Origin of the sequence: Enterococcus sp. DIV1279b (genome assembly GCF_050531515.1) — a bacterium.
Taxonomy (GTDB): domain Bacteria; phylum Bacillota; class Bacilli; order Lactobacillales; family Enterococcaceae; genus Enterococcus_D; species Enterococcus_D casseliflavus.
This window is the reverse complement of record NZ_CP172891.1, coordinates 2,540,136-2,555,568: the sequence shown is the minus strand read 5'-3', so window position 1 is coordinate 2,555,568 and position 15,433 is coordinate 2,540,136. Positions and strand designations below refer to the sequence as shown.

16 protein-coding genes and 1 pseudogene are annotated in these 15,433 nt (G+C 38.8%); all 17 read left to right on the top strand.

What is annotated here, in order from left to right; genetic code table 11:
- The first annotated feature begins 16 nt into the window (after positions 1-16).
- The 17 genes and pseudogenes from IGI71_RS12030 (at position 17) to IGI71_RS11950 (ending at position 15,266) form a co-directional block, all read left to right on the top strand.
- On the top strand, positions 17-1,426 hold the full coding sequence (locus IGI71_RS12030) for a DEAD/DEAH box helicase family protein (RefSeq protein WP_413135687.1): 1,410 nt from the start codon (positions 17-19) through the stop codon (positions 1,424-1,426).
- A gap of 80 nt (positions 1,427-1,506) precedes the next feature.
- Entirely contained in the window at positions 1,507-1,968 is a 462-nt protein-coding gene (locus IGI71_RS12025) for a capsid assembly scaffolding protein Gp46 family protein (RefSeq protein ID WP_142964707.1), read from the top strand.
- Between the two features lie 4 nt (positions 1,969-1,972).
- Positions 1,973-2,875: a phage major capsid protein gene (locus IGI71_RS12020; protein WP_413135686.1), complete on the top strand. Its 903-nt coding sequence runs from the start codon at positions 1,973-1,975 to the stop codon at positions 2,873-2,875.
- A complete protein-coding gene (locus IGI71_RS12015) occupies positions 2,875-3,201 on the top strand; it encodes a hypothetical protein (RefSeq protein WP_413135685.1) in 327 nt (108 codons plus the stop codon). Before IGI71_RS12020 ends, IGI71_RS12015 begins: the two co-directional genes overlap by 1 nt.
- Before the next feature lie 4 nt (positions 3,202-3,205).
- Positions 3,206-3,649: a phage Gp19/Gp15/Gp42 family protein gene (locus IGI71_RS12010; RefSeq protein WP_041120514.1), complete on the top strand. Its 444-nt coding sequence runs from the start codon at positions 3,206-3,208 to the stop codon at positions 3,647-3,649.
- Positions 3,591-3,929, top strand: coding sequence for a hypothetical protein (locus tag IGI71_RS12005; RefSeq protein ID WP_413135684.1), 339 nt, complete (start codon positions 3,591-3,593; stop codon positions 3,927-3,929). The genes IGI71_RS12010 and IGI71_RS12005 overlap by 59 nt, the downstream gene beginning before the upstream one ends.
- Positions 3,922-4,158: a hypothetical protein gene (locus tag IGI71_RS12000; RefSeq protein WP_413135683.1), complete on the top strand. Its 237-nt coding sequence runs from the start codon at positions 3,922-3,924 to the stop codon at positions 4,156-4,158. The genes IGI71_RS12005 and IGI71_RS12000 overlap by 8 nt, the downstream gene beginning before the upstream one ends.
- On the top strand, positions 4,159-4,494 hold the full coding sequence (locus IGI71_RS11995; protein WP_118215264.1) for a hypothetical protein: 336 nt from the start codon (positions 4,159-4,161) through the stop codon (positions 4,492-4,494).
- An 11-nt stretch (positions 4,495-4,505) separates the two neighbouring features.
- Positions 4,506-5,087: a phage tail protein gene (locus IGI71_RS11990; protein ID WP_413135682.1), complete on the top strand. Its 582-nt coding sequence runs from the start codon at positions 4,506-4,508 to the stop codon at positions 5,085-5,087.
- Entirely contained in the window at positions 5,084-5,347 is a 264-nt protein-coding gene (locus IGI71_RS11985) for a hypothetical protein (RefSeq protein ID WP_086295611.1), read from the top strand. Before IGI71_RS11990 ends, IGI71_RS11985 begins: the two co-directional genes overlap by 4 nt.
- Positions 5,348-5,358: 11 nt before the next feature.
- Positions 5,359-5,742, top strand: a complete 384-nt coding sequence (locus tag IGI71_RS11980) for a DUF5361 domain-containing protein (RefSeq protein WP_118215262.1) — start codon at positions 5,359-5,361, stop codon at positions 5,740-5,742.
- The gene (locus IGI71_RS11975) at positions 5,742-8,111 is read left to right on the top strand and encodes a phage tail protein (RefSeq protein ID WP_413135681.1); all 2,370 of its coding nucleotides are present in this window, start codon (positions 5,742-5,744) and stop codon (positions 8,109-8,111) included. The genes IGI71_RS11980 and IGI71_RS11975 overlap by 1 nt, the downstream gene beginning before the upstream one ends.
- Before the next feature lie 3 nt (positions 8,112-8,114).
- Positions 8,115-9,620 (top strand): distal tail protein Dit, encoded by a 1,506-nt coding sequence (locus tag IGI71_RS11970; RefSeq protein ID WP_430615751.1) that lies wholly within the window; start codon positions 8,115-8,117, stop codon positions 9,618-9,620.
- 1 nt (position 9,621) lies between these two features.
- Positions 9,622-13,722, top strand: coding sequence for a phage tail protein (locus IGI71_RS11965; protein ID WP_430615750.1), 4,101 nt, complete (start codon positions 9,622-9,624; stop codon positions 13,720-13,722).
- 13 nt (positions 13,723-13,735) lie between these two features.
- Positions 13,736-13,939: a hypothetical protein gene (locus IGI71_RS11960; protein ID WP_154694540.1), complete on the top strand. Its 204-nt coding sequence runs from the start codon at positions 13,736-13,738 to the stop codon at positions 13,937-13,939.
- Between the two features lie 113 nt (positions 13,940-14,052).
- A pseudogene (locus IGI71_RS11955) lies at positions 14,053-14,421 on the top strand (phage holin family protein); the annotation flags it as partial.
- A 167-nt stretch (positions 14,422-14,588) separates the two neighbouring features.
- Positions 14,589-15,266, top strand: coding sequence for a peptidoglycan recognition protein family protein (locus IGI71_RS11950; RefSeq protein WP_430615749.1), 678 nt, complete (start codon positions 14,589-14,591; stop codon positions 15,264-15,266).
- The last annotated feature ends 167 nt before the right edge of the window (positions 15,267-15,433 follow it).

The window sequence follows — 15,433 nt, the reverse complement described above, 5'->3', positions numbered from 1 at the left end:
TGAAAGGGGATAGTTTATGACTACTAAAGTGAAATTTGGTAATCAACATCCTACTCAATCGGTAATTATTCCATATGATAGATCTGTATCTCAAAGAGCGATTGAAAGATATCAAAGAACTGGGCGCAATTGTTATGATTGGCAAATTAGTATGCTTGAACCTATCTTGGCTATTGATGAAGATAATTTATGGATTCATCAAAAGTTTGGTTTCTCAATTCCACGAAGAAACGGTAAAACCGAGGTTATTTACATTATTGAGTTAGATGCTTTAGAAGAAGGATTAAGTATTTTGCATACGGCTCACAGAATCAGTACGTCTCACGCTTCATATGAACAAGTAAAAAAATTACTTGAAGACACAGGATATATTGAGGGCGAGGACTTCAATTCAATCAAAGCTAAAGGTCAAGAACGATTGGAGCTATACACAACTGGCGGCGTGATTCAATTCCGAACAAGAACATCTAGTGGTGGGCTTGGGGAAGGATTTGACTTGCTTGTGATCGATGAAGCTCAAGAATACACTACTGAGCAAGAATCAGCTTTGAAGTATACCGTGACAGACAGTCAAAACCCTATGACGATTATGTGTGGTACGCCACCAACTCCTGTATCTAGTGGTACCGTTTTTACAGGTTATCGAGATACTACGCTATTCGGTAAATCGAAATATTCTGGATGGGCCGAATGGTCAGTTGAGGATATGAAAGATATCCATGATGTCGAGGCTTGGTATAATTCCAATCCTTCATTGGGATATCATTTGACGGAACGAAAGATTGAAGCGGAACTTGGTGATGACAAACTCGATCACAACGTACAGCGTTTAGGATACTGGCCTAAGTACAATCAAAAATCTGCTATTTCTGCTAGTGATTGGTCAAGGTTGAAAGTAGTAGCTCTGCCTGTATTGAAAGGACCGTTGTATGTTGGTATCAAGTATGGGAATGATGGACAGAATGTTGCAATGAGTATTGCAGTTAAAACTTTATCCGGAAAAATATTCGTTGAAGCAATTGATTGTGTGTCTGTAAGAAATGGCAATCAATGGATCATTAATTTCTTGAAAAAAGCTAACGTAAATGCAGTGGTCATTGACGGTGCTGGAGGTCAAAATATCCTAACTAAAGAAATGGAAGAGTTTAAAATTAAAGCGCCAATCCTTCCAAAAGTATCAGAAATCATTACTGCCAATTCATTATGGGAACAAGGGATATTTCAACAAACAATTTGCCACAAAGATCAGCCATCTCTAAGTTCAGTAGTTACGAACAGTGAGAAACGCAATATAGGTAGCAACGGTGGATTTGGTTATAAATCGCAATTTGAAGATAGAGATATCTGTTTAATGGACAGTGCACTATTAGCACATTGGGCTTGTAGTATTAAAAAGCCCAAGAAAAAACAACAAAAAAGGTATTAGACGACTATTTATCGGTAGTCGTTTTTTAATACGCAAAATTACCGAACTGCCGGGCAAGCAGGAGAAAGGAAGTTTGTATTATGACATTCAAAGCAATTGAAACACAAGAGGAACTGGACCGTATTATTCAGGAGAGATTGAGTCGTGAAAAAGGGAAGTTTGCTGATTACGATGAGATCAAAACACGTAATGCTGCATTAGAAACAGAAGTAGATGCTTTGAAATCAACAATCGAAGAAACAAACAATGCCGCTAAGACTCATGAGCAAACAATAGCTGATCTTAATAAACAAATCGCTGAGAAAGAAACAGTGAATTTGCGTACAAGAATTGCATTACAAAATGGATTACCCATTGATTTAGCGGATCGTTTAATCGGTTCAGATGAAGAAAGTATAAAGGCTGATGCAGAACGGCTAGCTGGTTTAGTAAGTAAGAAACAAACACCGCCACCTTTGAAAAATACTGAAAATAATTTAGGAGAAGGTAAAGATGGTGCATATAAAAAATTAATCCAAGGATTAACACAAGAAGGAGAATAATATTATGCCAACATTATCAAGAGGAAATTTATTTGATCCAGAACTAGTTACTGATTTAATCAACAAAGTAAAAGGGAAAAGCTCATTGGCTATTTTGTCTCAACAAGAAGCGATCCCGTTTGATGGTACAACGCAATTTGTTTTCTCAATGGATTCAGAAATTGACATTGTAGCAGAAAATGGCAAGAAATCACATGGTGGTATTTCTTTAGCGCCAATCAAAATGGTACCTATTAAAGTCGAATATGGCGCTCGTGTTTCAGATGAGTTCATGTATTCTTCTGATGAAAAGAAGATTGAAGTTATTAAGGGGTTCAATGAAGGTTATGCTAAAAAACTAGCTCGTGGTGTTGACCTGATGGCTTTCCATGGTATCAACCCAAGAACAGGAGCAGCTTCAACAGTTATTGGTACAAATCATTTTGACAGCAAAGTAACTCAAACGGTGGAATTTGATGCTTCTGATCCAGATACCAATATTGAAGCAGCTGTTTCTTTAATTCAAGGTTCAGAAGGAATTGTTACAGGGCTTGCTGCAGACCCTCAATTTTCAGCAGCTTTAGCAAATATGAGAACAGGTGGAGATACCAACATCCGCTTATTCCCTGAACTTGCTTGGGGTGCTAATCCAGGATCAATTAATGGATTGAAAGCGGATATCAATAATACTGTTTCAGCCAGTTCAAATGATGTGGCAATCATTGGAGATTTTGCGAATTACTTCCAATGGGGATTTGCAAAAGAGATTCCTTTAGAAGTTATTGAGTATGGTGATCCGGATAATTCGGGAAATGATTTGAAAGGGTACAATCAAGTATATTTACGATCTGAGACATATTTGGGTTGGGGAATTATGGATCCTAGTAGTTTTGCTCGTGTGATTAAACCAGCAGGAGGCGGAGAATAATGAAATATAAAAACACAAAAACAGGGGTTACTTTTAGTAGCCCTTGTGTTGTTTCTGGTGGCGATTGGGTCTTAATTGCAGATGAGCCAAAAACTGATGAAGGACCAAAAGCGATTAATGAAGAAGAAACTGAAAATACTGCTGATGATGCTGAAACATCAGCTGCTGCTCCAGAACAACAAGCCGATGAAAAAGATGAACAAGTGGCTGGATTAGAAGGCATTACTAAAAAGCAAATCATGCAGGAATTAGATGCATTTGGCATCAAGTATAACCCTAGCTCTAAAAAGCAAGAATTGTACGATTTGATGATGCAAGGGAAGTGATATCATGGCAGCCTTTGCAACTATTGATGATTTGTCAAACCTATGGCGTGCCCTTAAGCCAGAAGAAATCACGCGAGCTACTGAATTGCTTAATATTGTTTCTGATTCTTTGCGAATGGAAGCAGATAAGGTGGGAAAAGATTTAGATAACATGATAAGTATGAAGCCTGATTACTTTTTGAATGTTGTCAAATCGGTAACTGTTGATGTTGTAGCTAGAACACTAATGACATCAACTGATCAGGAGCCAATGACCCAGTATGCAGAAGGAGCATTGGGTTATTCCGTTTCTGGATCGTACCTTGTGCCAGGAGGCGGATTATTTATTAAAAACAGCGAATTGAGCCGTCTTGGTTTAAGACGGCAACGGATGGGAGTGATTGAACCTTATGGCACTTTTGAAAGGAATAACAATTCAATTGGTGGGTTTGACCAAAACGGGAACTGATCCATTCGGGAATCCAATCTACGAAGAAGCAGATATTGATGTTGAAAATGTCTTAGTCACTCCTACTTCCTCTGATGATATTGTCAACCAACTTACTTTAACTGGAAAAAAAGCTGTGTATACGTTAGCAATTCCGAAAGGAGATACTAATGATTGGGAAGACAAAGAAGTAAAATTCTTTGGTAAACGCTGGCGCACCTTTGGTTTTCCTACAGAGGGTATCGAAAACTTAATCCCACTTGATTGGAATAAGAAAGTGATGGTGGAACGTTATGGCTAAGATGAAATTCAAGTTAAACCGAAGTGGAGTAGCATCTCTAATGAAGTCTAATCAGATGCAAGATGTATTAGAAGAGAAAGCAACTGGTGTGAGAAATAGAGCTGGCGAAGGTTACAAACAAGATATTTATGTAGGTAAAACGAGAGCAAATGCAATGGTATATGCGGATACATACCAAGCAAAAAAAGACAATATGAAAAATAATACCCTTTTAAAGGCGGTGAGATAAATGATTGAAATTGTGATTAAGAATTTTCTTGATAGTCATTTATCTGTAACGTCTTTTTTAGAAAAACAAGGGAAAATGCCAGAAAGCTATGTTCTTTTCGAAAAGACTGGTAGCGGTGCAAACAATCATATTTCGTCTTCAACATATGCTTTTCAAAGCTATGCACCTACATTGTATGAAGCCGCATTGTTAAATGCTGAGTTGAAAGAAGTTCTAAAAGATCTGATCAAACTGGATGAGATCAGCAGGATTAAGCTGAATAGTGATTATAACTACACGGACACAACAACAAAAGAGTACAGATATCAAGCAGTATTTGATATCACTCATTACTAGGAGGTAATAACATGTCAGATGCAAAAAATGTATCAACTGCTAAACCAAAAGTGGGAGGAGCCATCTATTCGGCTCCATTGGGAACTACATTGCCAAAAAATGCAACAACTGAATTAAATGCTGCATTCAAAAGCTTGGGATATATTTCAGAAGATGGTATGACAAACTCAAACACACCTTCTTCTGAAAATATTAAAGCCTGGGGTGGGGATACTGTTGCAAGTCCTCAAACAGAGAAAGAAGATACCTTTACTTACACTTTGATTGAAGCGTTAAATCCAGAAGTCTTGAAAGAAGTCTATGGATCGACAAACGTAACGGGCACAATTGATACTGGAATTGAAATTAAAGCAAACGCAAAAGAACTTGAAGAACACGTCTTAGTTGCAGACATGATTCTAAAAGGCGGGATTCTTAAAAGAATTGTTATCCCAAACGGAAAAGTAACGGAAATCGGAGAAATTAGTTACACTGATGCTGATGCAGTAGGTTATGAAACAACTATTACTGCTATTCCGTCTGATGATGAAGGAAATACTCACTTCGAATATATTCAGAAACCAGCAGCTAGCACAGGAGGTTCAGGACAATGATTAAAGGGGAAACAAATTCAGGATTCAAATATTCTATCGAAGAAAAACGATTAGATAATTATGAACTCTTAGAAGTTATTGGTGAAATAGATGAAAATCCTGTGGTTGCGCCGAAAGCTTTAAATCTTCTTTTAGGAAAAGAACAGGCAGCAGCTTTGAAAGAACACGTTCGAGATGAAGATGGAATTGTTCCTGCTGCTAAAATGGTTGAAGAACTTGGAAATATTTTTCAAAATCAAGATCAAACAAAAAACTCCTAATCCTCGCCGGAATGATCAATATCGATGAGAGTTCATTGATATGCGATCTAGCCGAAACCTATAAAATATATGACTACAAACAGCTGCCAGCTTCTAAGGTAGCTGTTTTTTCATGTGGACTTAGAGATGAATCTAGAATAAAGCAAAAGCTTAGTGGGCAAAAAATTCCGCTGAATACTCTTTTATTAGCGGGAATAAACGATAACTTAAGGCTTTTGGTTTGGGCAAAAACAAAAGATGGCCAAAAAGGAAAAAACCAGCCTGAATCGATTCTTTCTAAATTAGTCGGAAATAACATGAACGAAAGAGAGGAAGTTGTATTTGATTCTGGTGAGGATTTTACTCGTATGAGAAAACAACTGATTGGAGATTCAACGAATGGGGGTGAAGAATAATGGCAACAGAATTAGGACAAGCTTTTGTACAAATCATGCCCTCTGCCAAGGGAATTAGTGGATCCATAACAAAACAATTGTCTGGTGAAGCTGATGCAGCAGGAACAAGTGCTGGAAATTTAATTGGCGGTAAGCTAGTTACGGCGATTGGTGGAATTATTGCAGCGGCTAAAATTGGCGAACTTATAACTAAAGGCATTTCTGCTTCTTTGTCAGAGGGTGCCGCATTGCAACAGTCATTAGGAGGGATTGAGACTCTTTTCAAGGGCAGTGCTGATAAGGTAAAGCAGTACGCCAATGAAGCATATAAAACGGCTGGATTATCGGCGAACGATTATATGGAGAATGTTACTAGTTTCAGTGCAAGTTTGTTGCAATCTATGGGCGGAGATACTGAAAAGGCTGCCGATAAAGCGAACATGGCAATGGTTGATATGTCCGACAATGCTAATAAAATGGGCACAAATATGGGGGATATTCAAAATGCCTATCAGGGATTTGCGAAACAAAACTATACTATGCTTGACAACTTAAAACTTGGTTACGGCGGAACTAAAACAGAAATGGAAAGACTTTTAGCAGATGCTACAAAATTAACCGGTGTTAAATATGATATTAACAATTTGAGTGATGTGTACACTGCGATTCATGCTGTTCAAGAAGAATTAGGAATTACTGGAACTACAGCTAAAGAAGCTGCAGAAACATTCAGCGGGTCTTTTACTTCAATGAAATCAGCGTTTTCTAATGTGCTTGGAAATCTTTCATTGGGACGTGATATAGTTCCTTCTCTTCAAGCATTAGCACAAACCACTTCAACGTTTTTATTCGACAACTTCATTCCAATGGTCGGTAATATATTGAAAGGTCTGCCGGTAGTGTTTTCTACACTATTTCAAGAAGCTGGTCCAAGGTTTCTCGAAGGTGGGGAAGCATTGTTGTCACAGTTAGGAATTGGGATCGATGGAGGTTTATCAACGTTGTTAGGAAACGTTCGAAGCGCAATCGATCCAATAATTCAAGCATTTAAAACAGCCTTTGGTCAACTTCCACAGCTATTTCAAACAGTGGTATCTACACTTACGCCAATAATTAACACAATTGCTACTGCCTTTACTAAGCTTGATTTTAGTGGGCTTCAAGCAGTAATCTCTGCAATCATTCCTGCTATAACGAATGCTTTCAGCACAATGATGACAATTGTTAGTCCTGCTATTGATATGGTCGTCAATTCTTTTGTAAAAATGTGGAATGCAGCTCAGCCTATCGTCACTGTGTTGGCTAGTGCGCTGATGCCTGTTTTACAAGTTGTAGGTGCATTTTTAGGAGGAGTTTTCAAAGGAATTCTAATGGGTGTTTCTGCGACATTCGACATGATCACAAGTGCAATCGGATTTTTAACGCCAGTTATTACGTGGCTAGTTGAAGCGTTCAAAGCCTGTGTACCGGCATTAACAACTGTTGCCGAATGGGTTGGAACTGTCATTGGGTACTTTACAAATTTAGGCAGTGCTGGGGGATCATTAAGTTCTATTCTTAGTAGTGCATGGTCAAATATAAAAAGTGCTATCTCTATAGCAGGAAGTTTGATATCAGGTGCAATTAGCGGCATTCGTGTCGTATTTAGTGGCTTAGGAAGTGCTGGGAGTGTATTAAGTGGAGTTATGTCTAGTATATGGGGCGCAATTCGATCAGTCATTTCAGCTGCAGGAAATATCATTAAATCTGTATTATCGACAGTTGGTATTGGATTCAGTGCTATGGGGAACATATTTTCAAGCGTTGGATCAAAAGTAACAGGCATTATTGATAATGTAAAAAATGTTATCAACGGACTGAAAAATATAGATATCAGTGGTGCAGGGTCTGCGATAATGGAAGGCTTTCTAGGAGGTTTAAAAGCTGCTTGGGAAGGAGTAAAGAACTTCGTTGGAGGAATTGCAGATTGGATCAAAGAACACAAAGGACCGATTTCTTATGACCGAAAATTGTTAGTACCAGCTGGTAAAGCAATAATGGGAGGGTTTAACGAGTCATTAAAAGATAAATTTAAAGATGTACAGGCAACAGTAAAAGGTATGGCAGCAGGTATTTCTAGTAGTTTTATTGCTGATGAAATAGATGCATTTTCTAATAAAACACTTCAAATGGATGTATCTAAAACTATATCTGATGGAAACTATACCGCTAAAAGAGTTATTGCTGATGGCGCACTCGCTCAAAAGAAAAATGAACCTATGTATATCACTATAGAGGGTACAGTGTTATTAGATGGTCAAAAGACTGGAACTATCTTAGCACCAATGGTAAAAATTGAAAATGATCGTATAGAAATTATGGAAAACAAAGTTTATAGAAATAGGGGGTAAGTTATGAAAATACCGGTGTTCTTTGGTGAGGTTGACCTATCTTCTTTTATAGACGAGATTACCTCATTAGACAGAGGGATTGGACCTTCAACCACAATTGAATCAAAATCTTTTGGTGAGGCTGGTAACGCTTTTGTTTCCAGTACAAATGAGGAAGCCTTAATCAAGATGTCCTTTTTTATAAAAAGTAATGTGATAGAGAAGAGAAGAGGATTAGCGGGTGTTTTGAATACTAAAGTACCTCGGAAATTAGTATTTGGTGATGAACCGAATCTCTTTTATTATGCTATACCTCAAGGTGATAAAAGTTTTGATGATAAAAAAACTTATGGAACAGGAACTATAACTTTCCAAATTACTGATGGAGTTGCTCATAATAATTCACTGGATAGTGTAGTCGCGAAAGTTGATTCCAATGGAATTCTTGCGATGGATATTGATTATAAAGGAACAGAGAAAACCCCGCTAACACTTACAATCCATAATAATGCCGAAACTGGATTTTTAGGTGCTATTGGCATGCATGATGATGAAAATACATTTCTAACACAACTTGGTTATGTTGATGAAGCAGATGGCGAGATTCGAGAAAAAGCGCAGATCATTATCGGAAAGGATGGCGGCGTATTTAGCAATTGGACGGATGCGACGACATTCTATGAGAACCAAGAGAAGGCGATTGTTGCCAAGATGCCTGTAACGACTGCGTATGGCGGATGGATGGGTGGTATCCCAGCGGATGCCAAGAAATCAGGTACAAAAAAATGGTACGGAACGGCCAAGGAATTGATTCTTCCGAATCCGATTGAAAGTGCGTACTTGTGGGGAAGGGCATGGTTTGAAACAGGAAAAATGGGGCAAACTGGTCAATGGACATTAACCTATGTTGACGAGAATAATCTCTTTGTGGCAGGCATGGCAATTTCCAAAGGAGACAAGAACGGAAATAGTGCTACTGTGTATTTTCTGATTAATGAAGGAGCTGGCACAAAGATTTATAAAAGTATCCCACTGACTCCTTCTTATTGGTTGCCTCCAAACCCGTATGGATCGCAAGCAAGAAATAATAATCGAAATATGTTTGATCTGAGAAAAGAAGGCGAGAAGATCACGTTTTTCTGGAATGGCGGCTATCATTCTGTCAATGTTCCCTTCTTAAAAGGAAAAAAAGTGAAACGAGTCCAGTTCTATACTGGTCAATATGCAGATCGTACACCGCAACAAGCTGTTCCTAATATGGGACTTAGGGATGTGTTGGTTGCAGATTTGAAATCACAGTATTGGGAGAATTTACCTAATCGATTCTCAGCTGGATCGGATGTGATTATCACCAAAGAAAATGGCATGAACATGATCTATCGAGACGGAATCCAAACACTTGAAGATTTTATCACTGGTAGTAATTTTCCGTATCTTGTACCTGGTAATAATCATATTGAATTCCCCTATTCTCCATTTACTACCGTTCCGCCGACAATAACCGGGACGTATGAAAAGAGGTTTGTTTAGAATGGAACGTCCATTAATCGCAATCTTAGATAATAAAGACCAATTGCTCTGTGTGACTGATGAATATGAAGGTGGGAATTTACATACCTATTTGTTAGGTACTGCTGCATTCTTTCGATGTTCCATCTTACAAAAATCTGCTATATCGCCATTTTTTAAAGTTGGAAACAAGATCTCCTTTATTTATAAAAACACTGCCTATCATTTTGATATTACGGATATGGTCAAAAATGAGAAGTATGTTACCGTACAAGCTGACAGCCTGACGTTGGAATTGCGAAATGAAGATGCTTCTGAATATAAAGCCGCAAAAGCGATGACCTTTGAGGAATATCTCAAGGTCTTTTTGTTTGCTGGTGACAATCCATTGGTTATGGGGATCAATGAAGTAGCGGACAAAAAACTGCAATTAGAATGGGAAAGTAGCGAAGATGATCTTCTTGCTCGCTTGTTTAGTTTAGCAACGAGGTTTGATGCAGAGATTGAGTTTGTGACGCAATTGAATCAGCACTGGGGCCTATCTCAAATTGTTTTGAATGTGTACAAAGCGAATGATGATAAAAACCAAGGTGTAGGAAATAATCGACAGGATGTTCTTCTTGAGTGGGGGAACAATGTTGAAACAATCGAAGTGAAAGATAACATTGATAACCTAAAAACTGCCATTAAGCCGATCGGAACAGATGGTTTAACAATAGCGGGTATTGAAATCGATGAACGAGATAAGGATGGCAATCAACTTTTTTACAGTCCTAAAGCTTCCGCGATAATTTATGCTGTTCAAGCAAGAAATATTTTTATTGCAAAAATGAATGGCGAAGGGTATATCAAAAAGAATTGGTCCTATGAAACTAAAAACCAAAACACCTTAGCAGGTCAAGCATTAGCACAGTTGAAAAAACTATCACAGGTGGAAGTTACAGTAACAATAAAGTCGTATGAATATCTTGGAATCGGCGATACAGTCAGGGCTTTGAATACAGAGTATCAGCCGGCGTTGAATTTATCTGTTCGAGTAAGTGAACAAGATATTTATTTTGATGAGCCGAATAGAAACCAAACAAAATTTACTAATGCTCAGATTCTACAATCAGAAGTGGATACTACTCTGCTTACTCGTGTTCAAGCATTGATAGAAGCAAATAAAGTCTTTACGAATGAAATCATCACTAGTGATGGAGTTACTTTCAAAAATGGATTCGGCAGTACCACATTAACTGCTCGTGTTAGAGATGGTATCAAGGATGTAACAGATACCTTTAGTCTGAAATGGTATAAAGATGGCACTTTGTTTTCAAATACCAAGACAGTGACGATCAATGCTGCAGATATCGAAGAAAAGGCAGTCTTTCGTTTTGAAGTAGCAGACGATTCGGGGAACGTGCGTGGTGGCGCTGAGGTGACAGTCACGAATATTGATGATGGTAAAAAAGGGGAACCCGGTGAAACCTACTATCCACATCGTGGATATTTGATGGCAGACGGTACCTTTACCAAGATTTATCCGAATGAGAATTTAATAGTTGGTAGTATATCACCTTTATCGCTAGTTGGAACAAACTCAGCTAATCAAGGTATGTATCCATATCGCTTTTCTTTCGGTGCTCTTAAAAATATTCCTGCCAAACTGGGAGATGCTGTGGTTATTGCTTATGATTGGGAAGTTCTAGGAGATGACGTTGCAGGCACCTTCCTTCCTCAATTTGGAAATACACCATACTCTATCGCGAATAGAGAATCTTTTACTGTGACGAATACTAATAAAAAAGGAACTTCATCTTTTATAACCTCGGTTGCAGCTTCTTGGTTGGCGAGTACGGCAGTAGCTGTAAATCTTGGCTTTAGGGCTGATAATTTGAAAGGCACTCTAAAAATCACTAATTTCAGATTTTTGATATCCGATGTTGATTCAGGTTGGCTTCCATCTCCATCCGAAGACTACGAAAATGCCTATCCTAAATATGAAGGATTCTATTCAGATACGAATGTAGAAGGCTCAGACAATCCTGACGATTACAAACCATGGAAACCATTCATGGGACCACAAGGAAAAGACGGTTATACACCGGTAAAAAATGTTGATTATTTTGACGGACAACCCGGTCAAAATGGGAAGAGTGCTTATCTATGGATAAGATACTCTCAGAATGCCGATGGATCAGGAATGACTACAGATCCAGCAAATGCTAAATATACTGGTTATGCTACAACGGAAACGAACGTTGCACCTACTAGTCCAAGCGTTTATAAGTGGCAACAAACGAAAGGCGATTCTGGTATTGGTATTCCCGGAGAACCAGGACCAGACGGAAAGACGTCATATCTGCATATCAAATATTCGAATGATGGCGGATTGACTTTTACGGGAAATGGCGGAGAAGACGGTGGGGATTATATTGGGCAGTATGTTGATTTTACGGAAGCAGATAGTAAAAAGCCAAGTGATTATACGTGGTCATTGACGAAAGGTTCCAAAGGTGATAAAGGTGATCCTGCACCACTCATTTCTTTATCAGGAACAACACAAGCGATCACAGTTGATAAAGATGGAAAGATCACTCCAGCTTCTAGTTTTGCTGTGACCGGAACTGCAGTGAACACCGCTATCTCAAATTGGACGTATAGTCTAAACGGTGGGAATTTTGGTTCAGCTGTGCCGACTGGTGTTACTCGATCAGGTAATACGGTTACGATTAATCCAGTTACTGCGACATTTGATACATTCACCATCAAGGCGGCTGATTCGACTGTGAGCGATGTATTCACCATTTCTAGAATCAAAGACGGTGGAGAAGGACCTCCTGGATCAGATGCTTATACTGTGTTTCTTACGAACGAATCCTACACCTTTGCGGGATCAACAACTGCAGCATTGGCTGGATCAACAACAACAGAAGTGATCGTATATAAAGGCATCAATAAAATTACGCCTACTAGCATTACTGTAGGAACTAAGCCGACAGGACTCTCCTCTAGTGTGAGTGGATCAATAATCACATTAACAGCTACAACCGCATTAGTATCAAAAAGCGGTACCGTGCCAATCACAATCACAGCTGATGGCAAAACATTTACGAAGCAGTTTTCTTACGCTCTATCTTTACAAGGGGCAACAGGGAACCCCGGCAAAGGGGTTACTGCAGAGGAAATCAGCTATGCTATTTCTCAAGATGGAACAACTCCGCCAACGTCTGGATGGTCAGGGACAAGACCCACACCTAAAGCGGGCTGGTATATGTGGACAAGAACAAGGTTCAAATATACGGATAATACCTACAGTGCTTATTTCTATCTTGTCGCTCAACAAGGGAAAGATGCGATTGTTATCTCTGATACAGCACCTGCCGATCCAACAAAAGGAACTTTATGGCAAGACAGCAGCGTCACTCCTCAAATCATTAAAGTGTTTAACGGAACTGTTTGGAGTATGTGGGGGATGCCTATTGATAACTTACTTGCTACCAACATTCTTTCTGAGAATGGGGTGTTCAAAAGGTTAGAAGGAGCAGAGATTGTAAATACATTTTCCTATACAGATTCTGGTGTAACTTATACTGGAACTACTACTATGAAAGATGGGAATGTGACTATTGCACGAACCGGTTCGGACGGGTCAACATGGACGACCACAATGGATCGTGTCCAAGGATTTGTTGATACCTACAAAGCTAGTTCTTCTGCACCGGCTAGAACAACACAGTTAGGACAAGGGAAGTTATACATGGTTGAAAGTGGAGTCGGTGGTTACTTGCCAGCGGCCGCTTTAAATCCGGCACCTTGGGTAAATATTCCATTAGCAAGTGGATTTGTCACAATAGAAGGGGCCACTCCTCAATATCGGAGAATTAGACTTATAGATGGTAGTTATGAAGTCCAGTTGAGAGGTCGTGTGGGACCGTCCAGTGGGAATTTCGATTTAACCGGACGAAGAATCGGGTCGATTCCTTATGCTGCTTCAATGCTTGAACTTTTTTTATGTGGGGCAAATTCTGGTCGATCTGGTCGTATACAAGTAGAATTAAATGGTGATTTGATGGTAGCTTCCGCAGACAGTGGTGTGACTTATATCTCACTATCAGGGATTAGATTTGTTAGTATATAGGGGAGGTGAAACGATGAATATTGCAAGTATTACATTTAATTATGACGCGCAAAAACAAGTAAAGGGATATACTGTTTATGTCGACGGAAAGGCAGGAGATGTACAGTCTTTTTCTGGTCAAGTGAATATTGGTAAAGATGAATTGGATCTATCTTTCATTCTGAATCTAGTTCAGGAAAAAATCGGAGAAACATTTACGAAAGAGCAACCAGAATAGGTTGCTCTTTTAATTTATTGGAAAGTAGGTGGCATATGTTCAGTTGGGGGAAAACAGAATGAAAGAGTTTTTGGAACGCGGACTTTGTTTAAATAATAGAAAAGGTGGTATATATGGTGATTATTGATAATGGTGTGTTACTGAATGAATTTCGGGGGTTGCTGACAAATGGATATGTGCAGTTGTTCTTGTGGGTAGTGATAGGAGATATCGTGACAGGACTTTGCAAAGGGGTATTTATCAAAGACGCTAATAGTACAAAAGGATTACTTGGCATTGTTAAGCATATGCTAGTTGTGTGCTTAGTGATCATTGCTTATCCGTACCTAAAGATTATGAATCTCGAGACGTTTGCGACCGCATTCGTCTTTTTCTATATCGCAGTTTATGGAATCTCAATTATTGAAAATCTTGGACAACTGGGGATTCCAATTCCAAACTGGGTAAAAGAAAGACTAACTAAATTACAAGATAGTAATGAAAATCCAAAATCTAAAGTAACAGAAATCAAAATCGATTATGGTGATGGTCAATCTGAAACCCAAGCTCTGGATAGTAAAAATGTTCCAGAATATGGCGATGGCCAAGAATTTACAGAAAAGAAGGAGTAGCCGATAGGCTGCTTCTTTTTTTAGAGAGGATGATTGATATGAGTTTCATCAAATACGAGTATATCAATATTAATGAGTACTCAAGACCAGGTATCAGGAATAACGGTATTGATGGTATCGTTATGCACTACACCGCCAACAATGGTGGCACCGCACGCAATCACAAGAACTATTTTAATAATCTAAAAGGAATCTATGCTTCTGCTCAACTGTTTGTAGATGATATTGAAGCACTCTGTATCATTCCCTTGAATGAAGTTGCGTATCACGCCAACGAAATTAGCAAATACAATGCAGATGGTTCACGCTATCGTCCGCTGTATTCTAAGATAGGCAACGCCAACTATTCAACGATCGGTGTTGAAATGTGCCTAGACAAGAATGGAAACATTACGGAAAAGACATTCCAAAATGCTGTGAAGGCCGTTAAAGAATTGATCGCCATTTATCCTCATATTACGAGAGAGAAGATTTGGCGCCACTTTGACGTAACAGGCAAAAACTGTCCAGCTCCTTGGGTGGCAAAACCAAGCGAGTTCGAACGATTCAAGAACGCAGTTTTCAGCAATACAAGCAACAACACACAAGCAAACACACCACAAATTCAACCAAAGAAAGTAGGAGAAACCATGTTACTATTTAGAAATCAAAATGATCCGAAAGTTTACTTTTTGACAGGAAACAAATTTACTCATGTGAAAACAGAAGGCGACTAGAAGAAAATCCAAGCGATGATGGAAAAAGCAGGCTATGAAACTTGGATTCACACAGATCCAGTTCAAGTTGCGTATCTCCGCAAAGTAGCAACAGAAGCATAAAAAATCGCCCACTCAAAATAAAAGAGTGGGCGATTTTTTTATTATTAATAGGACAAAGAAAGTTT

What these genes read in the sequence shown, in the direction of transcription:
- IGI71_RS12030 (WP_413135687.1), top strand. Translation starts at nt 17, where the DNA reads ATGACTACTAAAGTGAAATTTGGTAATCAACATCCTACTCAATCGGTA.
- IGI71_RS12025 (WP_142964707.1), top strand. Translation starts at nt 1,507, where the DNA reads ATGACATTCAAAGCAATTGAAACACAAGAGGAACTGGACCGTATTATT.
- IGI71_RS12020 (WP_413135686.1), top strand. Translation starts at nt 1,973, where the DNA reads ATGCCAACATTATCAAGAGGAAATTTATTTGATCCAGAACTAGTTACT.
- IGI71_RS12015 (WP_413135685.1), top strand. Translation starts at nt 2,875, where the DNA reads ATGAAATATAAAAACACAAAAACAGGGGTTACTTTTAGTAGCCCTTGT.
- IGI71_RS12010 (WP_041120514.1), top strand. Translation starts at nt 3,206, where the DNA reads ATGGCAGCCTTTGCAACTATTGATGATTTGTCAAACCTATGGCGTGCC.
- IGI71_RS12005 (WP_413135684.1), top strand. Translation starts at nt 3,591, where the DNA reads ATGGCACTTTTGAAAGGAATAACAATTCAATTGGTGGGTTTGACCAAA.
- IGI71_RS12000 (WP_413135683.1), top strand. Translation starts at nt 3,922, where the DNA reads ATGGCTAAGATGAAATTCAAGTTAAACCGAAGTGGAGTAGCATCTCTA.
- IGI71_RS11995 (WP_118215264.1), top strand. Translation starts at nt 4,159, where the DNA reads ATGATTGAAATTGTGATTAAGAATTTTCTTGATAGTCATTTATCTGTA.
- IGI71_RS11990 (WP_413135682.1), top strand. Translation starts at nt 4,506, where the DNA reads ATGTCAGATGCAAAAAATGTATCAACTGCTAAACCAAAAGTGGGAGGA.
- IGI71_RS11985 (WP_086295611.1), top strand. Translation starts at nt 5,084, where the DNA reads ATGATTAAAGGGGAAACAAATTCAGGATTCAAATATTCTATCGAAGAA.
- IGI71_RS11980 (WP_118215262.1), top strand. Translation starts at nt 5,359, where the DNA reads ATGATCAATATCGATGAGAGTTCATTGATATGCGATCTAGCCGAAACC.
- IGI71_RS11975 (WP_413135681.1), top strand. Translation starts at nt 5,742, where the DNA reads ATGGCAACAGAATTAGGACAAGCTTTTGTACAAATCATGCCCTCTGCC.
- IGI71_RS11970 (WP_430615751.1), top strand. Translation starts at nt 8,115, where the DNA reads ATGAAAATACCGGTGTTCTTTGGTGAGGTTGACCTATCTTCTTTTATA.
- IGI71_RS11965 (WP_430615750.1), top strand. Translation starts at nt 9,622, where the DNA reads ATGGAACGTCCATTAATCGCAATCTTAGATAATAAAGACCAATTGCTC.
- IGI71_RS11960 (WP_154694540.1), top strand. Translation starts at nt 13,736, where the DNA reads ATGAATATTGCAAGTATTACATTTAATTATGACGCGCAAAAACAAGTA.
- IGI71_RS11950 (WP_430615749.1), top strand. Translation starts at nt 14,589, where the DNA reads ATGAGTTTCATCAAATACGAGTATATCAATATTAATGAGTACTCAAGA.